We start from the raw sequence: 25,447 nt of genomic DNA on the forward strand, positions 1-25,447 counted from the left end.
CATGAATCTCGAGCCCCTGCTGCACTCGATTCCGCCGCTCGCGGTCTACCTGGTGGTCGGCGGCGTCGTCGGGATCGAGAGCCTGGGCATCCCGCTGCCGGGTGAGATCGTGCTGGTCACCGCGGCGCTGATGTCGTCGCACCACGACCTGGCCGTCAATCCGCTCGGGGTCGGCATCGCCGCGGTGATCGGCGCGGTGATCGGCGATTCGATCGGCTACGCGATCGGGCGCCGGTTCGGCATGCCGCTTTTCGACCGGCTCGGGCGGCGGTTCCCCAAACACTTCGGTCCCGGACACGTCGCGCTGGCCGAAAAGCTGTTCAACCGCTGGGGTGTTCGCGCCGTCTTCCTGGGCCGCTTCATCGCGCTGCTGCGGATCTTGGCCGGGCCGCTCGCCGGTGCGCTGAAGATGCACTACCCCCGATTCCTGGCGGCCAACGTCTCGGGCGCCATCTGCTGGGCGGGCGGCACCACCGCACTGGTGTACTTCGCCGGAATCGCCGCCGAACGCTGGCTGGAGCGGTTCTCGTGGATCGGGCTGGTGATCGCTGTCGTCGCCGGGCTCACAGCCGCAATCCTGTTGCGGGAACGCACATCTCGGATGATCGCCGAACTGGAGGCCGAACACTACCGCAAGGCCGGCACCGCCGCGCCGGACAGCGTCTGACTACACGGCCTCGCCGGTGTCGGCCACCAGCGGCGGCCGGTGTTCGTCGATCAACGTGCGGGCCATCTTGCGGGCGCGCAGCGCGGCGCCGAGATCCCCGACGGCGGCCAGGATGATGGCGCCCTTCATCAGGATGTGCCACGACGAGGCGAAGTCCTCGACGTCGGTCAACCCCGCCGCCACGGCGCGGCGACGCACGATGTCGCGGACGTGCTCGATGTGGCCGATGCACGCCTGTCCGATCGGATGCTCGGGCCCCAGCTCCAGCAGGACGTTGATGAACGAGCAGCCCTCGTACCGGTCGCGCAGCTGGAACCAATCGTGCATGACGTCGAAAATCGCCAGCAACTGCTCCTCGGGGGCGTCGCCGCGCTGCCGCGACTGCTCCTCGATCAAACCGTGGGTCCAGAGCTCCTCGCGACGCTGCAGCACCGCCAGTACCAGGTCATTCTTGGTCGCGAAGTGGCGGTACAGCGTCGCCCTGGCGACACCGGCCCGCCCGATCACCTCATCGGTACCGACCGCGCGGATGCCACGCCGGCTGAACAGGTCATATGCCGCGGTCAGAACGCGTTCGCGGGGTGACGCGGCGGGGTTTCCGGCATCGGGAGTTGTCATACCAGGCCTTACCGTACTCTTAGGCCCCTGCAGGTAGACAGACCGCCCTGTCTCGTTATAGAAATGAGATTCGCATCAACGAACAGTCTGTCTTCAGACATTAGGACGGGCATCCATCGAGGCGTCTGCGGCGCCTGTCGATCAGGGGGTCCATCATGAATTCCGTCATTGTCGAGGCGATGCAGACCACTCATCTGACGCTGAGCACAAAGCTTGTCTACGAACTCGGCGACCCCAACAGCACGCTTCGGGCTACGGCGGATCGCAGCGGCCCGTCGGTGGTGATCTACGCCGGGGGCGAGGTCGACGCCTGCAACGAGCACACCTGGCGCCACCTGGTGCAAGAGGCCGCCAGCGGCGTCACCGCGCCAGGCCCCTTCGTGGTGGACGTCACCGGGCTCGACTTCATGGGCTGCTGCGCGTTCGAAGTCCTCGCCGATGAGGCGAAACGCTGCCAGGACCGCGGCATCGACCTACGCCTGGTCAGCTGCGAGCCGCTCGTCGCCCGCATCGTCGACGCGTGCGGCCTGTCCGGCGTGCTGCCCATCTACCCGACCGTCGACTCCGCGCTGTCCGCGGCTGACCGCTGGTAAACGCCGGGCCGTAATCGGCTCAATGGCCGACCATCCCACTATGGGTGCCGAGGAGGAATTCCTCCTCATCGACCCTCGAACCGGCGAGCCCGCCCCGCGCAACGCCGCCGTGGCCGCAGAGGCGAAGTCGCGCGGCGTCGAACTGCAGCTCGAGCTCAGCAGTTGCCAGGTGGAAACCACGTCGAACGTGGCGGCGACCAGCGCCGAACTCGGCGAGGAACTGAGCCGGCTGCGGCGCACCGCGGCACAGGCCGCCGAGGCCGCCGGGGTTACGCTGCTGGCCTGTGGCCTGCCGCCTTCCACGCCGCACGAGTTCCCGGTCACCGACACCCCCCGCTACCGGCGAATCGGCGAAGAGTTCGGCATGATCGCCCACGAGCAGGGAATCTGCGGATGCCACGTGCACGTGCAGGTGCCCGACCGCGCCGCGGCCATCCATGTCAGCAATTGGCTTCGGCCGTGGTTGCCGACTTTGCTTGCACTGTCGGCTAATTCACGGGTGTACCGCAGCGCGGACAGCGGCCATGCGAGCTGGCGCAGCGTGCTGTGGCGGCGCTGGCCCGCAGCCGGGGCGCCGCCCTATTTCGCCTCGCCCGACGAGTACGACGACGCCGTGCGCATGCTGGTCGACAACGGGGTGATCGTGGACAAGGACATGATCTATTGGGACGTGCGCCCTTCCGCGGATTTCCCGACGGTGGAGGTCCGGGTGGCCGACGTGCCGGCCACCGTCGCCGAGACCGTCCTGCTCGCCACCCTGATCAGGGCGGCGGTGATGACCGCGCTCGACTCGTCCGACGACGCCCGGCGGCTGCCACCCGGCGCGCTGCGCGCGGCGTACTGGAAGGCCGCACACGACGGATTGTCCGGCCACACACTCGATTTGATCGACGGTCGCGGCGCGGTACCGGCGGCCGAGCAGCTGCGGGCGCTGGTGCGGCGGGTGCGCCCGGCCCTGGAATCGCTGGGCGAATACGACCGCGTTCGCGACGAACTCGCCCGCGTGGTGGCCGACGGCAACGGGGCGATGCGTCAGCTGCGGGCGTGGCGCAAGCGCGGCGAGGTGTCCGATGTCATCACCGAAGCCGCCGCGGCAACGCTGAGCTGACACGAACTGCGTTGGTATACTTGAATTCTCGTCAGGTCACCGCGAGCAGGCGATAGAGCCCGATCAGCCCCACGGCCACGATGATTGCCCGCAGCGCATTTCCCGACAGCCGCCGCCCGTAGCGCGCGCCGAGCAGCCCGCCGACCAGTGAGCCCGCCGCGATCAGCCCGGCGGCCGGCCAGCTGATCCGATCGAACGCCACCGCCGTATAGGCAATGGCGGCAACCACATTCACCATCAACGCCAACAAGTTCTTGGCCGCGTTGGTGCGCTGCACCGATTCCGGCAGCAGGGCGCCCATCAGGCCGACCAGCAGAATCCCTTGCGCCGCGGTGAAATAGCCGCCGTAGACGCCGACGGCGAACGTGCCGAACACCAGCGTCGCCATCCGGCGCGGGCTGACGTGATCGGGCGAGCGACCCGCCTCCTCGGCGCGCCGTGCCGTCCACGCCTGGATCCGCGGCCCGATGACCACCAACACCAGCGCCAGCACCAGTAGCACCGGCACGATGTCGGCGAACACCTTCTCGGGCAGATGCAGCAGCAGGTACGCGCCCAGCGCCGCGCCGGCCAACGATGCCGGGAGCTGCCAGCGCAGCCGATCCCACTGACCGCGCAGCTCGGCGCGATAACCCCAGGTGCCCGAGATGCTGCCGGCGACCAGACCCGTCGCGTTCGACATGGTGGCCGTCACCGGCGGATAGCCGAGCGCGACCAGCGTCGGGAAGGTGATCAGGGTGCCGGACCCGACCAGCGCGTTGATCGCACCGGCACCCAGCCCGGCCAGGCATATGAGGAACATCTGAAATGGCGACACCGGAGAAAAACCTTAGCGTGCCGCCGATTTCGGCGCGAGGCGGGCGTCGGCCCGGGTCGCCCGGTCAGGCGGGCGGGGCTTGCGCGCCGCGTTCCACACCGGTGCGCAGCTTGACCGAGGCCGAATACGCCAGGGTCCGAAAGTGCAGCACCGGGTCGTCGGAGGGCTCGATGCCGTCGGTCACCCGCATCGGATCGAACACCACGATGTCGCCGCCGTGCTCGCGCTCGGTGTCCAGACCGGTGATGGCCAGGGTCCCCACGGTGACGATTTGGGTGCTCTGCCAGGCCGCCGACGGGTCCACGGTCGAGTCGGTGGGCCCGGCGATCTGCACCCGGAAGTCGAACCGCACCGGCCCGCCGTCCAGCCGCGTCTTCAGTTCGTCGGTGAGGAAGTCCCGATCCTTGTCGTGGGCGTCCGACCCCGACAAGTACTCCTCGGCCGCGGTCGGAACCAGGTGGTAGCGAACGAATCTGGCGCTGCCGTCGGCGGCGATCCAGCGGAAGGCGTGCAGGCCGTGGTATTCGGTGGTGGCGTAGCTGGCCGGGATCCGGTTCGCCTCACGCAGCAAGGGCAACGCGCCGAGCAGCCGCGGATGGGTGAGCAGGTGTCTGGCCATGCGCAGCGGCGTGGTGAGGCCGGGCCGCATCGCCTTGAGCAGATCGATGAATCCGTCGGGCGTGCTGGCGACGAACAACCGGGCGGTCTGCGTCGAGACGTCGGTGGTGGAGCCGTCGGGCAGGGTGAACTTCACCGCCATACCGCGCACCCCGGGCGCACCGTCGCGCTGCTCAGGGTTGCCCGACCCGTTGGAGAAGCGGATCAGCGCCGGGACGGCCGAACCGTCGAGATGCTGTGCGCGCGAGAGCATGAGCGCGTCGGGGGTCGCGGTGAACGTGCCGCGGTACAGGGTGCCCTTGGCGTGCAGCGCGCGGCACCCAGGCTGTGCTCCGCCGGCGCCCCGGATCGCCTCGATCGCCTGGTCAGGGGTAAGTCCACCGCTCATGGACGAATCTTAGTTGGGTCAGTCGGGAAAGCCGAAGAGTTCGACCACACCGTGATCGCGTCCGGCGGTGTAGCCGCCGTCGACGGCGAGCGCCTGACCGCTGACGAAGGAGGCGTCGGGCGAGAGCAGGAAGGCGGCCATGGCGGCGATCTCCTCGGGCTGCCCCAGGCGCTGTAGTGCGTGCTCCTTGGTGATGGAGGCCAGCGGTCCCTCCATGCCGGGAATGCTGAAGACGCTGTGCGCCATGGGTGTTTCGATGAAGCCGGGGCAGATGACGTTGGCGCGGATGCCGCTCGGCCCGTAGTCGAGGGCGATGTTTTTGGTGAGCAACACGACGCCGCCCTTGGCCGCGTTGTACGAGCTGCCCCCGGCGGTGCCCTCCAGGCCTTCGACGCTGGCGACCGTCACGATCGAGCCGCGTTCGCCGTCGGCCCGGGGTTGGTCGATCATCTTCGCCAGGGCCGCCTTGGCCATCAGGAAGGTGCCGGTGAGGTTGATCCCGATCACCCGATCCCATTCGGCGCGCTCGAGCAGGTGCACCGGTCCTCCCCCGGCGACCCCGGCGGCGTGGAAGAGGCCGTCGAGGCGGCCCGGCACGGCGGCCAGCACCGCGGCGATCGCGGCTTCGTCGGTCACGTCGGCGGACACGAAGGTGAACCGCGCGCCCAGGTCGTCGGGCGCGGCGGCCACGTCGGCGCCGATCACGGTGCCGCCCTCGGCCAACAACCGCCGCGCGGTGGCCAACCCGATTCCGGACGCGGCGCCGGTCACGACGAAGGTGCGGGAACGGGCGCGGTCGGGGTTCACCATGTCGCATCCTTCACGGGTGGTGGGCGGTTCGGCCCCGTCATGGTGACACACGTTCGCGCCGTTGGCTTTACCAATGCAGTCGTTCGATAACCCGGCTGTATCGAGCCATAGCAAACCCGTCTTGGACATTGCCGTGCCAGCTGGAGGACGATAAGCCGATGTCAACACCTCAGCCGCAGGCGCGGTCGCGCCGGACCGGATGGCGGTTCGGCGCGATCGGCGCGGCCGCCGTCACCGCGGTGATCTTGCTCGGCTCCCCCGTCGACCGGGCCGAGCCAACCGCCGCGGTGGCGCTGTTGTCCGACGACGCCATCGCCATCGCGCAGGGCGTCTCGGTCACCCCGGCCCCCGGCTGGACGGTCGGAAACCGCGGCCCGAACTGGGTGGCGCTGAACAACGCCGACACCACCGCGCAGCTGCGGATCACGGTCAAACCGGCGGGCGGCGCGGACGCCGCGGGGCTGCTGCAGGCCGACATCGACCAGTTCACCGGCGGCGCATCGGCCATCCTGACCGACGTGAACCGTCTGACCGCGCCCGAGACCAAGCCCCTGCCCGGCCCCAACTTCCAGCAGGAAGCCTCGGTCGACTACACCGCGACCGTGGTGAACCCGCAGGGCACGATCCCGGTGATCGGCACCTTCACCGAGCTGCTGAACACCTCGAACGGCCGATCGGCGTTCATCGACTTCCGCCAGGACAGCAGCGCGACCGGCCAGGCCGCCGGCGAGGGCGCAATGATGATCGGCTCCATGCAGTGAGCCGCTAGCGAGCCGCGCGGGCGAGGGTCGGCGTCGCACGCGCGCAACCGACCGCGTATTACAAACGGGTACGAATCGATCGCGGAGGGGTTCATGCCATCAGCCCAGACGGCGACCAGCACGGCGGAGACGCTCGCCGGCATCGTCGAACGACACGCACAGCACCGGCCCGACGCGATCGCCATCCGGTACGGCGAACGCCAGTGGTCCTGGGCCGACTGGGGGTCGCGGATCCGTCGCGCCGCCGGTGCGCTGCGCGCCGCCGGTCTCGAGCGGGGCCAGTGCGTGGCCTTCCTGGACAAGAACCACCCCGCCTGTCTCGAGGTCCTCATCGCCGGCGCCTCGATCGGCGTCGTGACCACGGTCGTCAACTGGCGGGTGGTCGGCGACGAACTCGTCCACGTCCTCACCGACAGCGGCGCCCGCGTGCTGCTCGTCGGCGCCGAGCTGCGCGCGGCGGCCGAGTCCGCCGCCGAGCGGGTCCCGGGTGTGGAACGCATCATCGAGGTCGGCGACGAATACGAGTCGTTGCTCGCCGCGGCGCCGCCGACGCCGGCCGACGCGAGCGTCGACAGAACCGAGACGGCGTTGGTGATCTACAGCTCCGGCACCACCGGACGCCCCAAGGGCGTGCTGCTCAGCCAACGCGCGCTGGTCAATCACGCGTCCAACCTGGCTCCGGCGTTTCCCTTCGACGAGGGCGACGCCAACCTGGTGGCCATGCCTTTGTTCCACGTCGGCGGAATCGGCTATGCGCTGTTCGGAATCCGTTCGGGTGCAACGACGTTCATGACCCGTGAGCCCGACGCGGCAACGCTGATCGGCGCGGTGCGGGCCGGCGCCACGCACGCGTTCTTCGTCCCGCCGGTGATCGCCCGGTTCCTGGACGCGGGCGAGGCGGCGACCGCGGCCCTCGCCGGCCTGCGCTACATCGTCTACGGTGCCGCACCGATGCCGCTACCGCTGCTGCATCGCGCGCTGTCCACCTGGCCGCACACGAAATTCGTGCAGGTGTATGGGCAGACGGAACTGTGCGGGGCGGTCACCGCGCTGTCCGACGACGATCACCGCGACGCGGCGCGGCCCGAGCTGCAACTGGCGGCCGGAAAGGCGGTGCTGGGCTGCGAGATTCGCATCGCCGACCCCGAGACCGGTAACCCGTTGGCGACCGGCGAGTCCGGTGAGGTCTGGGTGCGCAGCAACCAGAACATGACGGGCTACCTCAACCGGCCGGACGCGACGGCCGAGACCATCACCGCCGACGATTGGGTGCGCACCGGCGACATCGGACGGCTGGACGCCGACGGCTACGTCTACATCGAGGACCGCATCAAGGACATGATCATCACCGGCGGCGAGAACGTCTACGGCCCAGAGGTGGAAAGCGTGCTCATCGAGCATCCCGCCGTCGAGGACGCCGCGGTGATCGGGGTGCCCGACGACTTCTGGGGCGAATCGGTCAAGGCGATCGTGGTGGCCGACGGCGAGGTCGACGCGAAAGGCATCATCGAATTCTGCCGCGAGCATCTGGCCGGCTTCAAATGTCCGCGCACGGTCGACTTCGTGCCCGAACTCCCCCGCAACGCGAGCGGCAAGATTCTGAAAACTCAGCTGCGGGAACCATTTTGGCGTGACCGGGCGCGGGGCATATGAGCACTCGAGTGGATGCGGCGCGGCGCGACTGCGCGATCGGCGTGCTGGGCGGTCCCACGACCGTCGTCGACATCGCCGGCCGCAGGATCGTCATGGACCCGACCTTCGATCCGCCGGGCGTGCACGCCTACCTGACCAAGCTCACCGGCCCCGCGGTGAGCGCCCAGGCACTGGGGCCGGTGGATGTGGTGCTGGTCAGCCACGACCAGCATCCCGACAACTTCGACGACGAGGGCCGCCGCATGGCGCTGGCCGCGCCCCTGCTGCTCACCCACCCCGGCGCCGCGGGCCGATTGGGTCCACCGGCGATCGGCGTGGCGCCCTGGCAATCCTACGACTTCTCCGACGGATCGCTTACCGTGCAAGCTGTTCCGGCGGTGCACGGCCCGGCCGACGGGCAGCGCGACGCCGGCGGTCACATCAACTGCGAGGTGACGGGTTTCGTGCTGTCCGGGCCGGGCCTGCCGACGGTGTACCTCAGCGGTGACAACGCCTCCATGGTCGCGGTGAAAGACGTCGCCGATCGCGTCGGTCGGGTCGAGGTCGCCGTGCTGTTCGCCGGTGCGGCGAGCGTGCCCACCAAGGAGCGTGGGCGGCCGTTGACGCTGACCGCGGCGCGCGCGGCGGCCGCGGCCGAATTGCTTGGCGCCAAAGCGGTGATACCCGCCCACGTCGACGGCTGGGCCCATTTCAGCGAGGGCGTCGACGAATTCGTCGCGGCGTTCGATCAGGCCGGCATCAGCGACGTGCTGAGGGTCGCCCCGCACGGCGAGTGGGTCGACTTATAGACGTCCCTGCACGCGCAGCTCCGGATGCACCCAGTCGGGCGACCGGCGCTCCTTGAACGAGCGGAAGCCTTCGATGGCCTCGGCGTCGGACAGGCTGGCGGTCATGCCGATGCGGTCATAGAGGCCCAGGTAGCTGTCGATGCTGGACTTGATGACGCCACGGGCGCGCGGTGCGGTTCGACAGCATTGCGCCAGTAGCTCTTTCGCCGCGTCCAGCAGGCCCTCGTGTGGCACCACCCTGGTGACCAGGCCCCAGTCGAGGGCTTCGATCGCGGTCAGCACCCGACCGGTGAACATCAGGTCGCGGATGCGCACCGGCCCGATGACGCGGGTGAGCATCTGGCTGTAGTAGGTGTCGGCGTAGCCGCGGAACAACTCGGGTACCCGGAAGGTCGCCCGATCGCTGACCACCGACAGGTCGCTGCACAACGCGATCTGGAACCCGCCGCCCTGGCACAGCCCGTTGACCGCGGAGACGATGGGCTTGGCCGAGGTGCGCACGGCGTCGAACGGCGTCACGTCCATGCCGAGCGCCGAACCGAAGGTGATCCAGTTGTCCTCGCCTCCCCCACCGCCCATGTCGCCGCCGGGGGCGAAGACGTCGCCGGTTCCGGTAAGCACCAGCCCGGCCAGATCCGGGTCCTCGTTGAGACGTCCCACCGCATAACGGATTCCGAAGTACATGGCCGGGCTCAGCGCGTTGCGCGCTTCGGGCCGGTCGATGGTGCACACGGCGATCGGTCCGTGGCGCTCGAAGCGCAGGTAGCGCGTGCCCAGCCAATCGCCGTCGGGCGGACGGGGGGTGTTCTGCGGTGTCTGCGCCACGGGACTCCTCTCGGGTCGGCTCCGCGGATGCGTCGCGCGGCTACTGTAGCTCTTACAGTATCCGGGCGACCCGCCGCCTACACGTAAGGCAGCGTCGCCGTCTCCGCCGTCGCGGACGCGTCGGCGATCACCGACGAGAGCTTGGACTGCAGAGTCGACGTGGCGTCCCCCACCGGCTTGTCGCAGAACCTGCAGAGCGCCTTGAAGTTTGGTTGTTCGTCTTCGTCCGGCCAGAACCGCCGTGGCCCGACCTGAGCCCCGGGGTCGAACTGGACGGATTGATGCGGGGCGTCTTTGAGGATTCTGCCGACGGGATGGCGTTGTGGGCATTCGAGTTTCAGCATGCCGACGCCTTCTTGATTTCCGAGCATGGTCCACCGTCCTCTCTCGGGTGTGCGCTCTCAGTGCAGGATCCGCGCGAGCTTGCGCCATCGCCGATGCCGGTGGCGAAACATCACCCGGACGAAGGCGCGGGTGAGCAGCCCGTGCAGGCCGTCGTCGGTTTCGATCTCGTCGGTGTAGCGGCAGCTGCGCTCGTCGATGGGTTCGAACGTCAGGCGGTGATTCCAGGTGCGGACGGGTCCGCCGTGTTCGTTGGTGTAGATCTCGGTCGGCTCGAGCCGCTTGATAGTCAGGTGATGCGTCCAGGCCGGGATCACGCCGAACCACCAGAACCGCGCCGATCCTTCGGTGCCCACCTCGATGTGCTCGGGGACATCGAGCCGGTACACCCGCAGCACCGGGCTCAACACGTGCCGCATCAGCTCGGGCTTGCGCGCCAGGGCGGACGCCGTCTCGACCGGGATCGGCAGCTCGGTAGTTAGGGTTACCTTACTCATGCAGTTCATGGTGGCTCAGCGGGCACGATCAGGCAATAGCGCGCGAGCCTATTCGGACGTCAGGGCGCCGTCGCGAGGGCCAAAGAGTAGGAATATCCCTGATATCGGCAGGCCGTGCAGCGCAATAGCGTGGGGCAATGGCAATCCCCGGTGCGGGCTTGGAACGCTTCCTGGTCGAGTGGTACGGCCCTGACGCGCATGCGCATTCCATCAATGAGACGGCGGGACATCTCAACGACAGCGCGACATCCGTGGCGGCGAGGGGCAGCCAGATCCGACTGTTGATGGCGTTGGCGGTTCCCGAGGATGAGTATGCCTTCGGCATCTTCGCCGCCGAATCGGCGGAAACCGTCGCGCGGGTCTGCCTCGACGCGGGCGCACCCGCGGAACGGATCAGTGCCGTCATCGGATGGCCAGTCACCTTCGACTGAAGTGGTCGCCGAATCCGCTTGGCCCAGTGCGCATCTAGCGCATTTTGCTTGAGCGGGTCTGCGCCGGAAGCGAATTCGACAACCACCCTCAGTGGCTCAGTACAGCGGGGTCCAGATGCCGTCGAACCAGTAACCCCAACCGCCGTACTGCCAGTTGAAGATCGGAAGGACCGTGTAGGTGTTGTAGGTGAACGGCGCGAAATAGCGCTGCCCATAGGATGCGTCAAGCGGCGGCCCGGTCCACGGGCGGTTCCAACCGCCGGCCGGCGGTGGCCCGTTCCAGCCGCCGGCAGGCGGCGGACCCTCCCAGTTGGGCGGGGGCTGGCCCGGAGCCGGGCCGTCACTCCAGCCGTAGCCGTTCGGCCGCGGCGGCGGCGGCGCCCCCTGACCCGGAATCCAGAAGCCGCCGGGCAGGTCGACGGGGCCGCCGACTTGCGGAGCGCCGCGCAAGATCGGACCACGCGGCGGGTAGTACGGCTCGTGTGGCGGCTGATAGTTCGGCGCGTTGAGGATCGGGCGGTTGGGGGTCGGTTGCGGCGAGCCGCCCCACGGCGCCGAGGGTGACGGCGGCGTCGAGCCGGCGCCGCCGTATCCGGGGCCACCGCTGGGGCTGGCACCCGGGTTGGCGTTGGCAGGGGTGCAGTCCGGATGCCAGGCGGGGCACGAGAACGGTATCGAGGTCGTGGGCGCCGGACCGCTCCACTGCGAGGGTGTCGGCCCCGGACTGCTCCACGGCGCAGACGTGGTCGGCGGCGGAGTGCTACTCCACGGCTTCGAAGTGGTCGGCGGCGGAGTGGTACTCCACGGCGCAGACGTGGTCGGCGGCGGAGTGCTACTCCACGGCTTCGAAGTGGTCGGCGGCGGAGTGGTACTCCACGGCTTCGAAGTGGTCGGGGGCGGGGTGCTGTTTCGCGGCGGCGTGGTCGTCGGCGTTGCGCCGCCGGCCCCGGGAACGTGTGACCCGGGAGGAGGCACGGTCCCCGTGCCCCCATAGCCGGGACCGGGGTTGGGGACACCGGAGCAGCCCTTTTGCCCGTTGGGGCACGGCGGCGGGTCCAACGGCGGGGCGGAGCCGGCGAGTCCCGCGTTGACCCCCGCGACGGACAAGCCCAGGCCCGCAGCGACTCCGGCTGCTGCGGCGAGACGTTTGATGGACATTGGTTGCGTTCCCTTCTAAGGGCAGGTCACGTCCAACTCGAATGGCTTGGTTACCGGCTTCGGTTGGTGCGGGTCGCTGGTGTCGGCACCGGTCGCGGTGCCCTTGATCTGGTACGACTTGCCGCTCGCCGCGGCCCCGGCGGATCCGCCCTGGCCCGGTGCGGCGTCGGAATAGCCGAGCGTGATGCCGTCGACGGTGCCCAGCCCGACCGCGTGGACGATGGGCGGGTTGTCGGTGCTGATCACCGCGCCCAGCCCGTTGGCCGCGTCGCCGATGCCGATGGTGATTCTGTTCCCGGACGGGTTGCAGGTGACCGCGCCGGCGACGTTCTGGCTCTTGCCGTCGACGATGACCTGAGGTCCGGCAGGCGCCGGCGGGTTTGATGCGCCCGTGGTTGACTTACCGGAACAGCCAGCACAACTCGCGATGACGACGGCCATGCCGGCTGCGCCGACGACGATCCCATGCTTCACCGCTGCTCTCCTTCGTGTTGTCGTCGTCGCCGTCCGCGTATTACTGCGCGGCGCCGGGGATCTGGTAAGCGCACCTACCGGTCGTGTGTTCGGTGAGCGGGACGGGCTGGCCGTCCACCTGAATCGCGCAGTCGTGCGGACCGCCGGTTTTGTCGGTGTAGTTCAACGCCAGGTAGGGGCTTCCGGTGACCTGCACGGTCTGGGACCAGGGCACCGAAACCCAGGTGGTGGTGCTCGCCGGATACACCGGTGTTCCGGGGTCGGGTATGACGGAAAAGACATCCCCACCGCCGAGGATCCGGTACACCACGGTGTGTTGGCCCGGGTGGGCCTGGGCCCTCGGCAGCATCGCCTGCGGTGCGCTGCTGGCGGCGATGGCGAGAGCCGCGAGCACGGCCATGGTGCGCAAGCGCGGATTCGTTGGCATGGCGTTCCTTTCGATATGCGAGTGCAGCGACACACGGTCTCGCCCGTATGTCTCTTGTTCGTCGATGAGGCAACCGCCGCCCGCGCGGTGGGTCCAGCAAACGCCCGCAGCGCCCGCCGTATCAATTAGGGATTTCCCTACACTTTCCGACGGCCGGACGCCCCGTTAGGAATCGACTTCGAGTTGGTCGAGGCGACGGCCGAGTTCGGCGCGTGACCGGATGCCGAGCTTGCGGTAGATCCGTGAGAGGTGGACCTCGACGGTCTTGGGGCTGATGAATAGCCCCGAGGCGATGTCGTGATTGGTCTTGCCCGCCGCCGCCAGATCGGCGATCCGGCGCTCGGCCGGCGTCAGCACCTTAGCGTCGTTTCGTCCGAAAGTAATGCGTTCCAACGAGCTTCGCGCGCGCCGTACCCACAGCGGCGTGCCCAGCTCCACGAACGTATCCACGGCGGCCCGCATCGCCGCGGCGGCATTCTCCCGGCTGCGCTGCCTGCGCAGGATCTCTCCGAGTAGCAACTGCGTGCGGGCGCGCTCAAACGGCATGGGCAACCGCTCGTGTTCGGCCATCGCCCGATGCGCGGCCGCCAGCGCCGCACCGAGGTCTCGCCCCCCGGCCAGCAGCATTGCCCGGCAACGCGCACCGGTCGCCAGCATCCACGGCCTGTCCAACCGATGTCCGTTGGCCTCCAAGACGTCGATGAGGCGCCGCGCCTCATCGAACCGTCCGAGCTGAATCAGGGCTTCGGCGGCATCGGGCAGAAAAGGGGTGACGAAAATTTCCGTGGCGCGCGGGCTTCGCTCGAACTCACTCAGCAGCGGTGAAAGCACTTGCAGCGCGGCTTCGTAGTCGCCCAGCGAAACCTCAAGGAAGCCAAGCGTGCTGGTGGGCCAGACGGTGACCAGCGCGGGCGAGTCGCAGCGCTCGGCGGCCGTCAACGCGGCGGTGGCATCGCGGCGCGCGACCGCCTCGTCGCCGGCGTAGGTGGCCACCAGCGCCTGGATCATCAGCGCCACGGCCAGCGGCAGGTCCGCGTCAAGCTGGCGCGCACGTTGCAGTCCATCCTCCCCGATGAGCGAGGCCTCCGCGAAATCACCGCGCCATATCTCATTGAGCGCGCTGTGGAACGCGCCGACCATCATTTCGCTTTCGGCGCCGCGGTCGATATAGCGTTGCCGAATTGCCCTGAGTTCCCGGCGCCCGTCGTCCAGTCTTCCTGTGCCGATGAGCAATTCGGCGCGATGTAGGGTTGGCCAGATCGTGGCCGACGACGGATCGTCGCCGTCATCCAGCGTCATTGCGGTCCGTAATTCCTCTTCGTCGAGACCCTCGCCGACCAGGAATCGCACCAGCACGCGCATGCTCAACGCCTGGCTCAGCAGCTGGCGGTCGTCCAGCCGGGACGCCGTGACGACCGCCTCGTCAACCGCGTCGATGGCGGCGTCGAACTCGTGAATGTTGAGGCGTGCGAACGACAGTGTCGTGAGTATGTGGCTTAGCAGCCCGTCGTCTCCGGCCGCCGCATCCGCGGCCCGTTGCAGCTTTCGGGCGCTGTCCCGTGAACTGCCGTCGAGCAACGCCCACTGCCCCAGCAGGCTGAGGGCCTCGGCGTGTACATTCGCCGGCGCGGGCGTCCCGATGACTTCCTCGAGGATGCCCCGCGCCCGTGCGGCATCGCCGGCGCTGAAATGGAATGCGGCGCAGCGAATCCGGCGTTCGGGACTGACGGCGCCGAGCTCGTTCGCCAACTCGATGAATTCCGCGGCGGCCGCCGGCGCCCCGCGCCTGTTGGCCAACTCGGCTGCGGCATCGAGGGCCGTCAGCGTCTCCGCGTCACCGTGGGTGGCGGCCAGCGCCAGGTGGCGAGCCCGCAATTCCGGGTGGTCGACCACGGTCGCCAACCGCCGGTGCATGACGCGCCGCTGCGTGGGCGTGGCCATCGTATAGACCGCGGCGGTGAGCAGCGGGTGGGTGAACCGCACACGGTTGCGATCGATGGTCACGATGCCGCGCCGCTCGGCGTCCAGCAGTCGGTCTACGCACTCCTGGACGTCCCGGGCGGTCGCCTGCGAGACGGCTTCCATGCTCGGCCTGGCCAGGCATGCGGCGGCGAGGAGGATGTCGCGAAGATCCTCATCCAGCACGCCGATCTTGGAGGCCATCAGCCCGGTCAAGGTGGTGGGCAGCGTCATCTCGATGCCCGTTTCGCCCTCGGGGATGGTGCGCGCTAACTCGATGGCGTAGAACGGGTTACCGCCGGACGCTTCGTGGATGCGCAGCATGGCGTGCCGGGAAAACGAGCGGCCCAACCGTGCGGTGATGACCTGGTGTAGCGCGCCGATGGCCAAGGGGTTGAGCGTCATTCGCCTCGTGGCGTCCGGCTTTTCGAGCTGCAACCAGGACACATCGTCACCGTCACCGGTGCGCACGGTCGCCAGCAGGCCGACCGGACCGGAAAACCGTCGTGCCGCGAACGCCACCACGCGAGCGCTCGACGGGTCCAGCCACTGGAGGTCGTCGATGGCCACCAGCACCGGAGTGTTTTCGGCCAGGATGTCGACGACCGAGAGGAACGCCGCCGCGACCGCACGCTGATCGGTCGTCAGGCCGTCGTCGCTGACCTGCAACAGAATTCGGTCGATCGCCAGGCGCTGGGGTTCGGGTAGCGCGCCAAGCACCGCACGATCGACCGTCGACAACAGGTCGGCCAGCGAGATGTAGGCCGTCACCGATTCCGTGATCGCCGCACGCGCGGTGAGAACACGCATCCCTTTCGCGCGAGCCTGCTCGAGCGCGGCCAGCCACAGGGTGGTTTTGCCGATGCCGGCCTCGCCCTCCACCAGCAGGCAGGCCGGTGCGGCCCGGCAGGCCTCGAGGAATTCGGCGACGGCCTCGGCCTCCGCGGCCCGCGTCCCCGATGGCACCAACCCCACCATGAGCGTCGGCGTCAGGAGCCGTTGACGAACGAAGAGATTCCGGCCAGGCACCCGGCGCGGCGAGCAAACTCGCCTACTTGCCGCAGGTGCACCTGGATGCGCATTGCAGCCCGGTTCACGACCCGGCGCACGTTCGCATACAGCGAACTTATCGGGGCTGGAAGGCGCCTGCAATACGAAGCGGCGACCGGGGCCGGTTGGAGTGGGGCCGGTTAGCCGCACCGAGCCGTCACACCGGCGGCCGGCGTCCGGGTGGAGCGCCTTGACCTGCGGTGATTGGTGGTCCCGGCTGGGATCGAACCAGCGACCTTCCGCGTGTGAAGCGGACGCTCTCCCACTGAGCCACGGGACCGGCGCCGAGACGGCGAACGACGTCGAAGACTAGCACGCGCCGGCCCCGACACTACCGGCCGCATGCTGTGACGGGCCGACGCGATAGCCTAGACACGGCTCGTACCAAGAAATTTGTATGTGCCCGCTCACGTGGACTATCGTCGTGCTTCGCACCGGGCGACGATGTTGTCCGAGGCGCGCGGATGTAGCGCAGTTGGTAGCGCATCACCTTGCCAAGGTGAGGGTCGCGGGTTCGAATCCCGTCATCCGCTCGAAGGTGCAAGTGGCGTGGACCCCAACGGTGGAGTGGCCGAGTGGTGAGGCAACGGCCTGCAAAGCCGTGCACACGGGTTCGATTCCCGTCTCCACCTCCAAGCTTTTGGTTTCCCGGCGCGATTAGCTCAGCGGGAGAGCGCTTCCCTGACACGGAAGAGGTCACTGGTTCAATCCCAGTATCGCGCACCAGAGTTGCTGCATTTCAGAGTACGTTCTTGTAATTCAGAACCGGCTCCGTGCCCAATACGTGCCCAACTGGTCTGGTGGCTCGGTATCGCGACTCGCGATACGAAAGGTTTGCCACATGGCCGCACCCACTCCCCCCGCCTGCCCGATACCCGTCGGCGCTGTCGCCGGCGACTGGTTCGACATCGCCGACCCCGACGGCCACCGGATGCTCACCTGGTCGCGCCACGACGTCGCATCGTGTCGCCTCCGGTGCGATCCTGCGCGCGACACAATTACAGTGGTGAGGATGAGTGATCCGGACGCCGAGGCCGAGGCGGTCGAGCGCTGGCTCGATCAGCTCGACCCTGATGACCCGACGGTGAGGGTCTACGACGTCGAGGCGCTTTCCCGCGCGGCGAGGCAGCTGGAGCAGGCCGTCGCCGATGCCCTCGCTGCCGGCGTCCCAGCTCGTGTGATCAGGTTGACCACAGAACTCCTCGAGGATCGGCTCAGCGTGCTGCTGCGCACGGGCGAGACGATTCCCGCGCCCGAACCGTGGGACCAACTCGGCCTGCGCGACGACGACAGCTAGTCTCCGCGTGGTTCGGGTGCGGCGGGCCGCAGGGATTGCAGGCCGCCCCTGCCCAATCCCCTGCAGTGCAACCGAGTTTCGAACAATTAGATGATCGGCCGGACCAGATCAGCGGAATAGATATTCCCCATGCAGACGGTGTCCTACCGCGCGGCCAACTGATCGTTGATGTTGCTCCATTGACCTTCGCCCTTGTGGTTGACCATGTTTCGGCATTGGCCGTCGAGGATGATCTGTCCGTAACTGTGGTCGGACGGCATGTAGTTGATGCTGGCGGCTACGCCGTCTTTATTGAGCGTTGCGCCGTGGTAGTGCTGGCCGGCTGGTGCTCCGTCGTTCCATCCGTGCGCGATCATCGCTGCTCGTATTTGCTGGAAATATGCATCGGGGTCGCCGTGGATTAGGAAGCTGAGGGTGACGGTGCCTTGAAACGGCGGGTCGCCTTGGTCGTTGCAGGAGGCGAAGGAGAATGCCCCGCTGACGCCCTCCAGGTTGGCGGCGGTGACGATTTGTTTGGCTGGCTCGATCACCTGGGCCTTGGTCTGATCGTCGCTCATGGGGTGGGCTGTGTCTTCATAGGGGTTGCTCGATCCGGCGGCGTGTGGTTTGTGTTGCACTGGCGCGCATCCTCCTAACAACATGGCGACGGTCACAAGCGATGCAAGCAGTACTTGGCGCAACGGCACGCGTTGTTCCTTAATGGTGGTGTTGGGCATCGAAGACATGGTTGTCGGTGATAGATCCTGGCGACCGCTCCCACTCGGGGTCAACGACGGCCGGCGTGTGTGGGCCGACGGTGACCGGTGGTAGCCCCGGAATCCTGACTTGCACGCCGCCCAGCGAATGGCGGTGTTCTGCGGTCATGCCGTCGGCTTTGAGCTGGTCGCCGTGGCCGGAGACAATGTCGGCCATGCCGTAGAGGGCTTCGCTGCCGCGATGGTAGTAGTAGGAGTGGTCGTGCGGGTTGATGCCATCGGAGCCAGGCACTTCGGCGCGGAATCGGACCGATCCAAACCCGTCGACGGCAGGGTCGCCGCCAGAACCGGGGTGCCTGTCGTCGGAGGCGGGGGCGCGTATCAAAAGCGGATATGAAAGCGCATCAAGGGCGCTACGGCTCGAATAGCGATGCCCAGCCTGCTGTCGACCGCTTGTCAGCGGCATTGCCGCGCTGGATGGTTATCACTTCGCACGCGTAGTGCGGGGGAATCCCGACGCATACGTCTCATGCATGGAGCATATGACCCGCCCGGGAAATCCGCGGCGACGTCGGCAACCTGCCCTAGCCTGCTAGGTGTACCTATCCGAGCTAGGAGCGCGTCGTGTTGGAGTACTGGGTGGACGAGGACTACTGCGAGCTGTGCGGCGGTCCTGTCGCGGTCTACATGAAGCGGGACTACACCCATGGCGGGACTCCCCTCCCGGCAATCGCGCAGCGGGCCCTCTGCCTCAAGGGCTGCGTGGGTCAGGTGCTGTCGCCCGAGCGCATGACTAAACGCGGCGCATAGCGGCGAGGTCGTCTCAGACGTGCGGCAGCCGACGGGTCCCTTGTGCTGAGATCACAAATCCCCGGCCTTGAAAGTCGTTGCAGGCAATCCCGCCGGCACTGTCAACCCCGCAAAGGTATCCGACAACGGCCAGCGACTGGAGCGCAGGCAGCGTTCTGACGGGCTGCCCTTGGGCGTTTCCGTTGCTGTAGGGGCTGGAACCGGCGGCCTTTATGCCGCTGGCCGTCGGCATCAGCGTGTAGGGAATTTTATCGTTGTCTGCGACGCCGGGGATGTTTGTATGCATTCGACGCTGTCAGTGTGGAAGTTGCACGGAATCCCTTCAGGCTTAAGGAAATAGTCGGCGTTCGTCGAGTCGGGCGGATGGAAGTTGGGGAGCGCGACCGCGTAGTCCGTCGAGCGGCACGCGCGTAACTCGACAAATCAGGAAAGCGGAATCGGCGTGTGACGGTGTGCTGCAAGCTGATCCAGCAATCAGACCCGTTGCAGATACGGCCGCGATCTTTCGACAAGTGGTCATGGGCGCTGAGTCCTTTCAGGTTCCTGGCGTTACGCAGAACGTTGCCATGCAGGTAGGCGGGTCGGGCGACCCGTGCCGTACGTGCTTATCCGCATGCTGATGACTTGTTTGCTCCCAGGTGTCGCCCCTGACCTTCGCGATATCGCGCGTCCCACCGCCCGTCCGACGGCACCGCATCAGCGCAAATGAAGTAGTGCACTACTCGTGCCCGCGCCCGCGATCGCGGACACGATCGAGCCATGAAAGACAACCTTGCACCGCCCAGCGGGGCGACCATGGTCGACGAATGGGACAACCTCGGACCGGCCTTCAGGGTGTTCGACGGCCCGGAGTGGAGCATCGACCACGCCGGCCACGGGCAACCGGCCGAGATCGTGGTCTCCGTCATCGGGCGGCAATACGTCGACGGGCGCGCCGAGTGCCAGGTCGTCATCGACTGTCCCGACACCCCGATCATCGCGCCGGCCGCAGCCCGCCAGCTGGGCAGGGCGTTGATTGCCGCGGCGGACGCCGCGCACGGATGACGTGGTGCGAGTGGCCGGCGCCGACCAGGGGGCGGCACCGACCGATTCTTGGCGAACTCAGTCGCTGGTGTGGACGATCAACACGTCGGTCTTGGCCCTGCGGGACACCGCGGACGGGACCGAGCCCAGCAGCCGCCCGGCGACGCTGTTGAGTCCGACGTTGCCGACCACCAGCAGGTCGGCATTGACCTCCTCGGCCAAATTCACCAGCGCGTTGATGGGGGCACCGACGACCGACTTCTCCTCGACGTCCTTGGCCCCGGCTTGGTGCGCGCGCTCCCTGGCATCCCGCAGGATCCTGTAGTAGGGCGCCTCGCCCACCGTCCGGTAGTCCTGACCGTGATCGCTGCCCGGCGGGATGGCGTAGCGGCCGCGCTCCTCCTGAACGGGAAGATGCGCCGTCACAACGATCAATTTCGCGCCGTGATCCGCCGCGATCGCGGCCGCGCGCCCCACCGCGCGCAGCGACGAGTCCGAACCATCCGTGCCGACCACAACGGTCTGATAGGCGCTCATTCTCATGCAGTGTAAGGCCCACCCCGACTCGCGAGAGAGAAATCGGGCAGACCCCCGAATTCGTGGTTGTTAAACGCCGCGAACACGCAATAATGCCAGCATGCGTCTGATCTACGCCGCTGCGACGGTGGGCATCGCCAGTGCTGTGTCGATGGGGGCGCCCCCAGTTCACGCTGACACCGGCGCCCTCGGTTACGCCCAGTGCGTGGGCGGCGATGCGAAGCCCCCACCACCAGGAGTAAGCGCCGAGAACTGGTTCCCCAGCGTTCATGTCATCGACAACGACATCGCTTCTGGCATTCCCTCCGAAGAAGTAGTTCGGCGATTGATCACTATGGGAGTCAAGCCCGACGACGCCGCCACCCGAGTGCGTTGTTATCTGGCCAATCTGCCGCACTAGCACCCGTCGGCTTTCTGAAACGGTAATGCGGCAACGCTTTTCAGGCCTCTCATTTTCTCAATGCGAGCCGGGCGCCAGCACGAGTTCGCGGTCAAATCTCCGAATGCGTTATCTTCTGGCAGTGACCAGACCCGCTCACGTGAGCGCACTCGCGGCGACGCTGGCGCTGACGGCGTACTTCACTGCGCCCCAGGGCACCGCCGACCCGACAACCCAACAGTCGCCTTTCCCAACGGGAAAATCCGGCACCAGCATCCATGTCACGGAATACAGCACCGCAACCGCCGACGTCACGGTCAACAACGCGACCTGGATCTCGTCCGGCTGCTCCGTCAGCGGGGGCTGCACCGTCATCGAGGTGACCATCGAAGGCAAGTCCAGCGCGCCGTTCAACTACAGCCAGTCCTCCCTGACCGCCTCCTCATCCCCGTGGCGGCAGGACCCGAACCGCGATGTCGAGGGCGGCTCATCGCTCGTCGACTACCAAAAGATCAACAAGACGCCGCCGCTGCGCGCAGGCAGTGTCACCAACGGCCAGACCGCCCACGGATTCGTCGCCTACGACGGCAGCATCAAACAGGGCGACGTTTACATCGAATTCAACGATCCCGATGCTCCGGCGGCCCCGACCCCATTGGCGGGCTGGAAAGTGCACACCTGAGCGGAGCCGTCACCGTCACGTTTCGGGACCCTTGTGACATAGCAGGTTCCGATCGCCTGACTAGCCGCCGGACGAAGACTTGGTGGGGTCCTCCGCCTCCGCCAACGCGACCGCGCTTTTCCGGTGATCATTCGCTGCGGCCTGCCAACGCTCGTCGGCCTCCTCCTGCAGTTGCCCCGGATCGGGAATCCCTGCGTCTCGCCGTGCATCCATCAGCTGTTGATTCTCGTGGCACGCGACATGATTCGACTCCGTTATTTCGCGCGGAACTGGAAGCGCTGCCCGATGCCCTTGGCCATTCAACGTATCCATTTCGCGCGGTCGGTGTCGACGAATTCCGCCGATTCCGCAGGCAGGATTCCGAGTCTCAAACCGCCATTGTGCGTCGGGGCCCGGGGTTACGATCTGCCGAAGAGCTACAGATTCGAGGGGCCATGCACCGCACCCGACGTCTCGTCACCACACTCACGGCGGCCATCGCGTTAACGCTCACGGCCGCGGCTTTCGCTTGCGCGCCGCCTGTCTCGGCCGACCCGGTATGCGGTGTGCCGGGAACGCCGCCGTGCGCGGGCCCCGGCCCGCTGACGCCCGAGCAGCAGTGCGCGTTCATCGCATGGCGGTCGATGATGCCGTGCAACTGGCTCGGAGTGCAGGTGCCCGCCGGCACACCGGGAAGTTGGGACAACCCGCCGGCCCCACCGCCCGGGACACCGCCACCGCCACCCTGAACCGAATCCGGCTAGCTACCCACGCGCTCGGCGGTCATGTTCATGTCGATGGTCCCTTGGCATGCGCCGCTCAAGATGTCGGTGTGCATGACGCCGGCCAGCGTTCCGTCGGGTTGGGGCGTGTAGTGCACCTCGGCCCGGGCCGGATTCCACTGAATCGTGGTGTCGGGCATCATGCAGTCCCACTGAAAGTCGTTGGCCTGCGACCACGACTTTCCATCCCAGGTGAACTGGACCGGCTGCGGCACCGTCGGGTTGGTGGGCGGCGGGCCGCTGACGATGGTGGCGACGCATTTGCCGCTCGTGCAGCTCGACCGGAGACCGTAGGTCTCGGTGTGTTGCACCTCCGGGTCGCCGACCGCCATGCTGGTCCCGGCCTTCGGGCCGACCATGAACGTGATCGCATACTGGCCATTCCAGGACGGATCGTCGGCCAAGACGGTCGGGATAAACCACACGGAAATTGCGAACGGCACCGCCGATAAACCGACGACGGATTTCACACGGTGCGGCGTCATCGTTCCTCCTGTGGGTCCGTACTCAGTCAATAGTCGTATGCCGAGCCGTTGCCGACAAGGTGCCGGCGATAACCCGAATTCCGGCAGGCCGGTCCGCCGGATGGCGCGTGGCGGCGCCCTACCAGCCCCAATCGTCGTCGTCCAGAACATCAACGGTCAGTGCGTTGTCGGCGGCGCCCTTCGTCCCATAGGTAAAGGTCAGCAGGGTGCGGTCGTCGTCGAGGGGTTCGGCCGCGACGACGGTGGCGTGCCCGACCTTCATGCGGATCCGGTCGCCGGGCTTCAATTCGTCGACGCGTTTCAGGGTCACACTCAACCCATCGGTGAAGTGCTGATGCTGCAGACACTTTGGCGATTCATCGCCCTCCATAACGACCGAGCCTCCCGGCCTGCAAGCGCATTTGCGGACCACCTGACCCTGCAATTTCACGCGGCACAGCGGCGGGTTGCAATATACCCCGGTGTCGAATTGCGGCCCGGCGCCATGGCCGGAGCACAATGTGAGGCGTGAGTTGGACGAGGTATACCGGCAGAGCGCTCGCGGGTGCCACCCTGGACGGCGACGCGTTGCACGCCGAGCTCGAAGACTTTATCCGCGTGGACAATCCGCATCTGACCGATGTTCGCCTCGAGCACGCCACCGCGAGCGAAACGGACAGCGCCGGGCCATCCAAGCGGTGGTACGAAGTCACCTACCTGGCTGAAGACCCCGAAGGCAGTTCGTAGCATGCGCGGGAGCGCGCCGATGCGGCCGGTCATTGCCGTCGTCGCTGCGGTCGGTTGCGCGGTCGCCGCGCTGCCCGCGCCGACGGCCCGGGCCGACGACGGGTTCGTCGCCCTCGCCGTGTCGGTGCGGAGCGGACGAGCCGCCGGATGGGGCACCGGGGCCAGTCAGGACCAGGCCAACCAAGTCGCGCTCGCGCACTGCACCGCCGAGGCCGGCGACGTCTGTGAAGTGGTGGCCGGCACCCGCAACGGCTGCGCATCGGTGGCGTTCGACCGCGTCTCCGGCCGGTTCCAGGGCGGTTCGGGGCCCGACGCCACCGCATCCATCGCCGACGCGCTGGCCAAGCTAAATTCACCCAACGGGCACATCAAGGCCACCCACTGCTCGTCCTGAAATCCGTGGACCGACGCGGGCGTCGCCCCGAGATGGACACCGCGATTTCGACTATCGTTCATGGAAGTCGTCCTTGACTGCACGCTGATGGGCCCGCGCACTGAGGGGAGACCATGTCCGTGACGAAGGCTGGGAAGTGGCCGACGGTCTGCGCGATCTTGCTGTCCACCGCCGCGCTGGCGGTCGCGGCGCCCGCTTCAGCGGATGACCCCGACGACGCGTTCATCGCCGGCCTCTCCAGGGGCGGAATCACCATGCCCGACAACGACGATGCGATTGCGAAGGCCCGCACGGTGTGCACCAGCATCGCCACCAACCCGAACGCCTCGGTGCTGGCGATCCAGCTGGCCAGGCAAACGGACCTGTCGGTCAAACAGTCCGCCTACTTCGTCGGCCTGTCGATAGCCACCTATTGTCCGCAGTACAAGGAGGACATCGACCCGTCGGTCACCTGGCTGCTGCCGGGACCCCCGCTCATGTGAGCACACCTGCTGCAGCGCAAGGGATTTCGCTTTTCAGCAGTGGTCGGTCCAGCACCGCTGCAGGGGGCAGTACGTCGAATGTGCAAGGCTCACCATGGATCCGACGTCTCCGAAGGTGACATTCCTGGGGTCCAGGATCTGGTGGATGCTCTGGGAGATCTGCTCATAGGTCCAACCCCAGCCGATGTCATCACAGATCAGGCGCCCCATCCCGGTAAGGGCGGCGTCGTGATCGGGCGGCCAACTGAAACCGGCGGCACGCAGTTGCGACAGGTACGCGTCGTCGAGGGGATCGGCGGTGGCAACCGCGGCGCTGGTCACCAGAGCCGCGCTCGCCAAAACGGGAATGGCCAACGCGGCCAGCCTGCGAGGTGAGGACATCATGCGCTTCCTTTCTTCGGGGCGTTCACGATGCCGTCGACCCATAGCGGCATGAAGACGAAGAATAGGCACAGTCGGGAAAAAGCGCCTTATGAACCGCTGAATAATCGGATTTCAAGCCGTCACCACACGCGGCTCAGCCTCGCGCTGGCAGACCGTTCTCATACGCCGTGGTCAACCAGAACACGGTGCGCTCAATACCCGGCACAATTTCGGTGACGTCGATCTCCCCCTGAGCGAAACGGGTGAGTAGCCCGTAGACGACGCCGGTGAGAATGAGCTCGAGGTCTTTGGCGAATCCCGGCTCCGCTTGCGCCAGAACGGCTTTGGCGACGGGAACGACGGCGTCGACTCCACGCTGGATGAGGCGCTTTCCACCGGGCCCCGAGCGGGCCTGGAAGTAGGAGCGCAGCATCACCGGATGCCGTTCCCACGGCCCAAAGATGGTCCGCATCACGTGCATCAGGTCCACATAGATCGACTCACCGGGCAGATCGTCGATCAGCGACGGTAGGCGCGCATAGCGATTGGCGTCCATCCACCCGTCCAGGGCCGCAACGATCAGCTCGTCGCGCGTGCGATACCGCTTGTAGATGGTCGCCAGGGAAACCCGCGCCCGTCGGGCCACCTCGCGCAGCTGGACGGCCTCGTAGCCCTCGCTGTCGAGCATCTCGACCACGATGTCCAGGATCGGGTCGGTCCGCGGCCCGGACGCGCCGTTCTCGGCGTCCAATGCCGCCCCTTTTGCCGCCATGAGTAACCATGTTACTGTGCGCAGGTGAGTAACGGCGTTACTCTGCCCTGATCTGGG

33 protein-coding genes, 4 tRNA genes and 1 pseudogene are annotated in these 25,447 nt (G+C 67.3%); 19 read left to right on the plus strand and 19 right to left on the minus strand.

What is annotated here, in order from left to right:
* Position 1 precedes the first annotated feature (1 nt).
* The gene (locus DQP58_RS11260; RefSeq protein WP_112708475.1) at positions 2 to 667 is read left to right on the plus strand and encodes a DedA family protein; all 666 of its coding nucleotides are present in this window, start codon (positions 2 to 4) and stop codon (positions 665 to 667) included.
* Here DQP58_RS11260 and DQP58_RS11265 read toward each other — a convergent pair whose 3' ends face one another.
* Positions 668 to 1,285: a TetR/AcrR family transcriptional regulator gene (locus DQP58_RS11265; protein WP_112708476.1), complete on the minus strand. Its 618-nt coding sequence runs from the start codon at positions 1,283 to 1,285 to the stop codon at positions 668 to 670.
* Between the two features lie 155 nt (positions 1,286 to 1,440).
* Between DQP58_RS11265 and DQP58_RS11270 the strand changes: the two genes are divergently transcribed.
* Both DQP58_RS11270 and DQP58_RS11275 read left to right on the plus strand, forming a co-directional pair.
* The gene (locus tag DQP58_RS11270) at positions 1,441 to 1,878 is read left to right on the plus strand and encodes an anti-sigma factor antagonist (RefSeq protein WP_112708477.1); all 438 of its coding nucleotides are present in this window, start codon (positions 1,441 to 1,443) and stop codon (positions 1,876 to 1,878) included.
* 22 nt (positions 1,879 to 1,900) lie between these two features.
* A complete protein-coding gene (locus DQP58_RS11275) occupies positions 1,901 to 2,986 on the plus strand; it encodes a glutamate--cysteine ligase 2 (RefSeq protein ID WP_112708478.1) in 1,086 nt (361 codons plus the stop codon).
* A gap of 31 nt (positions 2,987 to 3,017) precedes the next feature.
* Here the strand turns inward: DQP58_RS11275 and DQP58_RS11280 are convergent, their stop codons facing one another.
* The 3 genes from DQP58_RS11280 to DQP58_RS11290 form a co-directional block, all read right to left on the minus strand.
* Positions 3,018 to 3,788 carry a sulfite exporter TauE/SafE family protein gene (locus DQP58_RS11280; RefSeq protein WP_112708520.1) on the minus strand — a complete coding sequence of 257 codons (771 nt, stop codon included), beginning with the start codon at positions 3,786 to 3,788 and terminating at the stop codon, positions 3,018 to 3,020.
* Positions 3,789 to 3,867: 79 nt separating this feature from the next.
* Entirely contained in the window at positions 3,868 to 4,809 is a 942-nt protein-coding gene (locus DQP58_RS11285) for a catalase family peroxidase (protein WP_112708479.1), read from the minus strand.
* An 18-nt stretch (positions 4,810 to 4,827) separates the two neighbouring features.
* On the minus strand, positions 4,828 to 5,619 hold the full coding sequence (locus tag DQP58_RS11290) for an SDR family NAD(P)-dependent oxidoreductase (RefSeq protein ID WP_112708521.1): 792 nt from the start codon (positions 5,617 to 5,619) through the stop codon (positions 4,828 to 4,830).
* Between the two features lie 158 nt (positions 5,620 to 5,777).
* On the opposite strand from DQP58_RS11290, the gene DQP58_RS11295 reads away from it, so the two are divergent.
* From DQP58_RS11295 to DQP58_RS11305, 3 genes are all read left to right on the plus strand, one after another.
* Positions 5,778 to 6,380, plus strand: a complete 603-nt coding sequence (locus tag DQP58_RS11295) for a hypothetical protein (protein WP_240629744.1) — start codon at positions 5,778 to 5,780, stop codon at positions 6,378 to 6,380.
* 93 nt (positions 6,381 to 6,473) lie between these two features.
* Entirely contained in the window at positions 6,474 to 8,033 is a 1,560-nt protein-coding gene (locus DQP58_RS11300) for a long-chain-fatty-acid--CoA ligase (RefSeq protein WP_112708480.1), read from the plus strand.
* An 8-nt stretch (positions 8,034 to 8,041) separates the two neighbouring features.
* Positions 8,042 to 8,821 (plus strand): MBL fold metallo-hydrolase, encoded by a 780-nt coding sequence (locus tag DQP58_RS11305; protein ID WP_112708481.1) that lies wholly within the window; start codon positions 8,042 to 8,044, stop codon positions 8,819 to 8,821.
* Here the strand turns inward: DQP58_RS11305 and DQP58_RS11310 are convergent.
* The 3 genes from DQP58_RS11310 to DQP58_RS11320 form a co-directional block, all read right to left on the minus strand.
* Entirely contained in the window at positions 8,816 to 9,646 is an 831-nt protein-coding gene (locus DQP58_RS11310; protein WP_112708482.1) for an enoyl-CoA hydratase/isomerase family protein, read from the minus strand. The two genes, DQP58_RS11305 and DQP58_RS11310, sit on opposite strands and share 6 nt — an antisense overlap.
* 77 nt (positions 9,647 to 9,723) lie before the next feature.
* Positions 9,724 to 10,017: a hypothetical protein gene (locus DQP58_RS11315; RefSeq protein ID WP_112708483.1), complete on the minus strand. Its 294-nt coding sequence runs from the start codon at positions 10,015 to 10,017 to the stop codon at positions 9,724 to 9,726.
* 30 nt (positions 10,018 to 10,047) lie between these two features.
* The gene (locus DQP58_RS11320) at positions 10,048 to 10,494 is read right to left on the minus strand and encodes a hypothetical protein (RefSeq protein WP_112708484.1); all 447 of its coding nucleotides are present in this window, start codon (positions 10,492 to 10,494) and stop codon (positions 10,048 to 10,050) included.
* Between the two features lie 149 nt (positions 10,495 to 10,643).
* Here DQP58_RS11320 and DQP58_RS11325 point away from each other — a divergent pair, with 149 nt between their 5' ends.
* Positions 10,644 to 10,916, plus strand: a complete 273-nt coding sequence (locus DQP58_RS11325; RefSeq protein ID WP_133259361.1) for a hypothetical protein — start codon at positions 10,644 to 10,646, stop codon at positions 10,914 to 10,916.
* A 96-nt stretch (positions 10,917 to 11,012) separates the two neighbouring features.
* Here the strand turns inward: DQP58_RS11325 and DQP58_RS27480 are convergent, their stop codons facing one another.
* The 5 genes from DQP58_RS27480 to DQP58_RS11350 form a co-directional block, all read right to left on the minus strand.
* Positions 11,013 to 12,074 (minus strand): MAP_0585 family protein, encoded by a 1,062-nt coding sequence (locus DQP58_RS27480; protein ID WP_346427272.1) that lies wholly within the window; start codon positions 12,072 to 12,074, stop codon positions 11,013 to 11,015.
* A 15-nt stretch (positions 12,075 to 12,089) separates the two neighbouring features.
* Positions 12,090 to 12,548: a lipoprotein LpqH gene (locus tag DQP58_RS11335; RefSeq protein ID WP_205869400.1), complete on the minus strand. Its 459-nt coding sequence runs from the start codon at positions 12,546 to 12,548 to the stop codon at positions 12,090 to 12,092.
* Between the two features lie 40 nt (positions 12,549 to 12,588).
* A complete protein-coding gene (locus DQP58_RS11340) occupies positions 12,589 to 12,975 on the minus strand; it encodes a hypothetical protein (protein ID WP_133259362.1) in 387 nt (128 codons plus the stop codon).
* A 165-nt stretch (positions 12,976 to 13,140) separates the two neighbouring features.
* Positions 13,141 to 15,900, minus strand: coding sequence for a helix-turn-helix transcriptional regulator (locus tag DQP58_RS11345; protein ID WP_165827846.1), 2,760 nt, complete (start codon positions 15,898 to 15,900; stop codon positions 13,141 to 13,143).
* Positions 15,901 to 16,189: 289 nt separating this feature from the next.
* A tRNA-Val gene (locus DQP58_RS11350) sits at positions 16,190 to 16,264 on the minus strand.
* 180 nt (positions 16,265 to 16,444) lie between these two features.
* Between DQP58_RS11350 and DQP58_RS11355 the strand changes: the two genes are divergently transcribed.
* The 4 genes from DQP58_RS11355 (at position 16,445) to DQP58_RS26600 (ending at position 17,281) form a co-directional block, all read left to right on the plus strand.
* Positions 16,445 to 16,517, plus strand: a tRNA-Gly gene (locus DQP58_RS11355).
* A gap of 28 nt (positions 16,518 to 16,545) precedes the next feature.
* Positions 16,546 to 16,619: transfer RNA gene (locus DQP58_RS11360), tRNA-Cys, on the plus strand.
* A 16-nt stretch (positions 16,620 to 16,635) separates the two neighbouring features.
* Positions 16,636 to 16,710, plus strand: a tRNA-Val gene (locus tag DQP58_RS11365).
* Between the two features lie 286 nt (positions 16,711 to 16,996).
* Entirely contained in the window at positions 16,997 to 17,281 is a 285-nt protein-coding gene (locus DQP58_RS26600; protein ID WP_133259363.1) for a hypothetical protein, read from the plus strand.
* Between the two features lie 143 nt (positions 17,282 to 17,424).
* Here DQP58_RS26600 and DQP58_RS11375 read toward each other — a convergent pair whose 3' ends face one another.
* Together DQP58_RS11375 and DQP58_RS11380 are read right to left on the minus strand one after the other, a co-directional pair.
* Entirely contained in the window at positions 17,425 to 17,997 is a 573-nt protein-coding gene (locus DQP58_RS11375; RefSeq protein ID WP_205869401.1) for a hypothetical protein, read from the minus strand.
* A pseudogene (locus tag DQP58_RS11380) lies at positions 17,978 to 18,325 on the minus strand (alpha/beta hydrolase); the annotation flags it as partial. The pseudogene DQP58_RS11380 and the gene DQP58_RS11375, both read right to left, overlap by 20 nt.
* Positions 18,326 to 18,615: 290 nt before the next feature.
* Between DQP58_RS11380 and DQP58_RS11385 the strand changes: the two are divergent.
* Positions 18,616 to 18,786 carry a hypothetical protein gene (locus DQP58_RS11385; protein WP_240629750.1) on the plus strand — a complete coding sequence of 57 codons (171 nt, stop codon included), beginning with the start codon at positions 18,616 to 18,618 and terminating at the stop codon, positions 18,784 to 18,786.
* Between the two features lie 759 nt (positions 18,787 to 19,545).
* A complete protein-coding gene (locus DQP58_RS11395; RefSeq protein ID WP_112708492.1) occupies positions 19,546 to 19,830 on the plus strand; it encodes a hypothetical protein in 285 nt (94 codons plus the stop codon).
* Positions 19,831 to 19,887: 57 nt separating this feature from the next.
* Here the strand turns inward: DQP58_RS11395 and DQP58_RS11400 are convergent, their stop codons facing one another.
* Positions 19,888 to 20,346 (minus strand): universal stress protein, encoded by a 459-nt coding sequence (locus DQP58_RS11400; RefSeq protein ID WP_112708493.1) that lies wholly within the window; start codon positions 20,344 to 20,346, stop codon positions 19,888 to 19,890.
* Positions 20,347 to 20,446: 100 nt separating this feature from the next.
* On the opposite strand from DQP58_RS11400, the gene DQP58_RS11405 reads away from it, so the two are divergent.
* The 3 genes from DQP58_RS11405 to DQP58_RS27485 all read left to right on the plus strand — a co-directional run bounded on the left by DQP58_RS11405 (position 20,447) and on the right by DQP58_RS27485 (position 22,135).
* Positions 20,447 to 20,746, plus strand: a complete 300-nt coding sequence (locus tag DQP58_RS11405; RefSeq protein ID WP_112708494.1) for a hypothetical protein — start codon at positions 20,447 to 20,449, stop codon at positions 20,744 to 20,746.
* A gap of 139 nt (positions 20,747 to 20,885) precedes the next feature.
* A complete protein-coding gene (locus DQP58_RS11410; protein ID WP_112708495.1) occupies positions 20,886 to 21,407 on the plus strand; it encodes a hypothetical protein in 522 nt (173 codons plus the stop codon).
* Between the two features lie 434 nt (positions 21,408 to 21,841).
* On the plus strand, positions 21,842 to 22,135 hold the full coding sequence (locus DQP58_RS27485; RefSeq protein ID WP_112708496.1) for a hypothetical protein: 294 nt from the start codon (positions 21,842 to 21,844) through the stop codon (positions 22,133 to 22,135).
* Between the two features lie 11 nt (positions 22,136 to 22,146).
* Here DQP58_RS27485 and DQP58_RS11420 read toward each other — a convergent pair whose 3' ends face one another.
* Together DQP58_RS11420 and DQP58_RS11425 are read right to left on the minus strand one after the other, a co-directional pair.
* A complete protein-coding gene (locus tag DQP58_RS11420; protein ID WP_112708497.1) occupies positions 22,147 to 22,653 on the minus strand; it encodes a hypothetical protein in 507 nt (168 codons plus the stop codon).
* Positions 22,654 to 22,771: 118 nt separating this feature from the next.
* Positions 22,772 to 22,963 (minus strand): hypothetical protein, encoded by a 192-nt coding sequence (locus DQP58_RS11425; protein WP_165827845.1) that lies wholly within the window; start codon positions 22,961 to 22,963, stop codon positions 22,772 to 22,774.
* 197 nt (positions 22,964 to 23,160) lie between these two features.
* On the opposite strand from DQP58_RS11425, the gene DQP58_RS11430 reads away from it, so the two are divergent.
* The 3 genes from DQP58_RS11430 (at position 23,161) to DQP58_RS11440 (ending at position 24,255) form a co-directional block, all read left to right on the plus strand.
* Positions 23,161 to 23,379, plus strand: a complete 219-nt coding sequence (locus DQP58_RS11430; RefSeq protein WP_112708499.1) for a hypothetical protein — start codon at positions 23,161 to 23,163, stop codon at positions 23,377 to 23,379.
* A 19-nt stretch (positions 23,380 to 23,398) separates the two neighbouring features.
* A complete protein-coding gene (locus DQP58_RS11435) occupies positions 23,399 to 23,773 on the plus strand; it encodes a DUF4189 domain-containing protein (RefSeq protein WP_112708525.1) in 375 nt (124 codons plus the stop codon).
* Positions 23,774 to 23,886: 113 nt separating this feature from the next.
* On the plus strand, positions 23,887 to 24,255 hold the full coding sequence (locus DQP58_RS11440; RefSeq protein WP_112708500.1) for a DUF732 domain-containing protein: 369 nt from the start codon (positions 23,887 to 23,889) through the stop codon (positions 24,253 to 24,255).
* 33 nt (positions 24,256 to 24,288) lie between these two features.
* Here DQP58_RS11440 and DQP58_RS11445 read toward each other — a convergent pair whose 3' ends face one another.
* Together DQP58_RS11445 and DQP58_RS11450 are read right to left on the minus strand one after the other, a co-directional pair.
* Positions 24,289 to 24,639 (minus strand): DUF732 domain-containing protein, encoded by a 351-nt coding sequence (locus DQP58_RS11445; protein ID WP_112708501.1) that lies wholly within the window; start codon positions 24,637 to 24,639, stop codon positions 24,289 to 24,291.
* 133 nt (positions 24,640 to 24,772) lie between these two features.
* Positions 24,773 to 25,390 carry a TetR family transcriptional regulator gene (locus DQP58_RS11450; RefSeq protein ID WP_112708502.1) on the minus strand — a complete coding sequence of 206 codons (618 nt, stop codon included), beginning with the start codon at positions 25,388 to 25,390 and terminating at the stop codon, positions 24,773 to 24,775.
* Positions 25,391 to 25,447: the final 57 nt, after the last annotated feature.

This window comes from Mycobacterium colombiense, from assembly GCF_003284975.1.
GTDB lineage: Bacteria > Actinomycetota > Actinomycetes > Mycobacteriales > Mycobacteriaceae > Mycobacterium > Mycobacterium europaeum_A.

What these genes read in the sequence shown, in the direction of transcription:
- DQP58_RS11260 (WP_112708475.1), top strand. Translation starts at nt 2, where the DNA reads ATGAATCTCGAGCCCCTGCTGCACTCGATTCCGCCGCTCGCGGTCTAC.
- DQP58_RS11265 (WP_112708476.1), bottom strand. Translation starts at nt 1,285, where the DNA reads ATGACAACTCCCGATGCCGGAAACCCCGCCGCGTCACCCCGCGAACGC.
- DQP58_RS11270 (WP_112708477.1), top strand. Translation starts at nt 1,441, where the DNA reads ATGAATTCCGTCATTGTCGAGGCGATGCAGACCACTCATCTGACGCTG.
- DQP58_RS11275 (WP_112708478.1), top strand. Translation starts at nt 1,901, where the DNA reads ATGGCCGACCATCCCACTATGGGTGCCGAGGAGGAATTCCTCCTCATC.
- DQP58_RS11280 (WP_112708520.1), bottom strand. Translation starts at nt 3,788, where the DNA reads ATGTTCCTCATATGCCTGGCCGGGCTGGGTGCCGGTGCGATCAACGCG.
- DQP58_RS11285 (WP_112708479.1), bottom strand. Translation starts at nt 4,809, where the DNA reads ATGAGCGGTGGACTTACCCCTGACCAGGCGATCGAGGCGATCCGGGGC.
- DQP58_RS11290 (WP_112708521.1), bottom strand. Translation starts at nt 5,619, where the DNA reads ATGGTGAACCCCGACCGCGCCCGTTCCCGCACCTTCGTCGTGACCGGC.
- DQP58_RS11295 (WP_240629744.1), top strand. Translation starts at nt 5,778, where the DNA reads ATGTCAACACCTCAGCCGCAGGCGCGGTCGCGCCGGACCGGATGGCGG.
- DQP58_RS11300 (WP_112708480.1), top strand. Translation starts at nt 6,474, where the DNA reads ATGCCATCAGCCCAGACGGCGACCAGCACGGCGGAGACGCTCGCCGGC.
- DQP58_RS11315 (WP_112708483.1), bottom strand. Translation starts at nt 10,017, where the DNA reads ATGCTCGGAAATCAAGAAGGCGTCGGCATGCTGAAACTCGAATGCCCA.
- DQP58_RS11320 (WP_112708484.1), bottom strand. Translation starts at nt 10,494, where the DNA reads ATGAACTGCATGAGTAAGGTAACCCTAACTACCGAGCTGCCGATCCCG.
- DQP58_RS27480 (WP_346427272.1), bottom strand. Translation starts at nt 12,074, where the DNA reads ATGTCCATCAAACGTCTCGCCGCAGCAGCCGGAGTCGCTGCGGGCCTG.
- DQP58_RS11340 (WP_133259362.1), bottom strand. Translation starts at nt 12,975, where the DNA reads ATGCCAACGAATCCGCGCTTGCGCACCATGGCCGTGCTCGCGGCTCTC.
- DQP58_RS26600 (WP_133259363.1), top strand. Translation starts at nt 16,997, where the DNA reads ATGAGTGATCCGGACGCCGAGGCCGAGGCGGTCGAGCGCTGGCTCGAT.
- DQP58_RS11375 (WP_205869401.1), bottom strand. Translation starts at nt 17,997, where the DNA reads ATGCCCAACACCACCATTAAGGAACAACGCGTGCCGTTGCGCCAAGTA.
- DQP58_RS11395 (WP_112708492.1), top strand. Translation starts at nt 19,546, where the DNA reads ATGAAAGACAACCTTGCACCGCCCAGCGGGGCGACCATGGTCGACGAA.
- DQP58_RS11400 (WP_112708493.1), bottom strand. Translation starts at nt 20,346, where the DNA reads ATGAGCGCCTATCAGACCGTTGTGGTCGGCACGGATGGTTCGGACTCG.
- DQP58_RS11405 (WP_112708494.1), top strand. Translation starts at nt 20,447, where the DNA reads ATGCGTCTGATCTACGCCGCTGCGACGGTGGGCATCGCCAGTGCTGTG.
- DQP58_RS27485 (WP_112708496.1), top strand. Translation starts at nt 21,842, where the DNA reads ATGCACCGCACCCGACGTCTCGTCACCACACTCACGGCGGCCATCGCG.
- DQP58_RS11420 (WP_112708497.1), bottom strand. Translation starts at nt 22,653, where the DNA reads ATGACGCCGCACCGTGTGAAATCCGTCGTCGGTTTATCGGCGGTGCCG.
- DQP58_RS11435 (WP_112708525.1), top strand. Translation starts at nt 23,399, where the DNA reads ATGCGGCCGGTCATTGCCGTCGTCGCTGCGGTCGGTTGCGCGGTCGCC.
- DQP58_RS11440 (WP_112708500.1), top strand. Translation starts at nt 23,887, where the DNA reads ATGTCCGTGACGAAGGCTGGGAAGTGGCCGACGGTCTGCGCGATCTTG.
- DQP58_RS11445 (WP_112708501.1), bottom strand. Translation starts at nt 24,639, where the DNA reads ATGATGTCCTCACCTCGCAGGCTGGCCGCGTTGGCCATTCCCGTTTTG.
- DQP58_RS11450 (WP_112708502.1), bottom strand. Translation starts at nt 25,390, where the DNA reads ATGGCGGCAAAAGGGGCGGCATTGGACGCCGAGAACGGCGCGTCCGGG.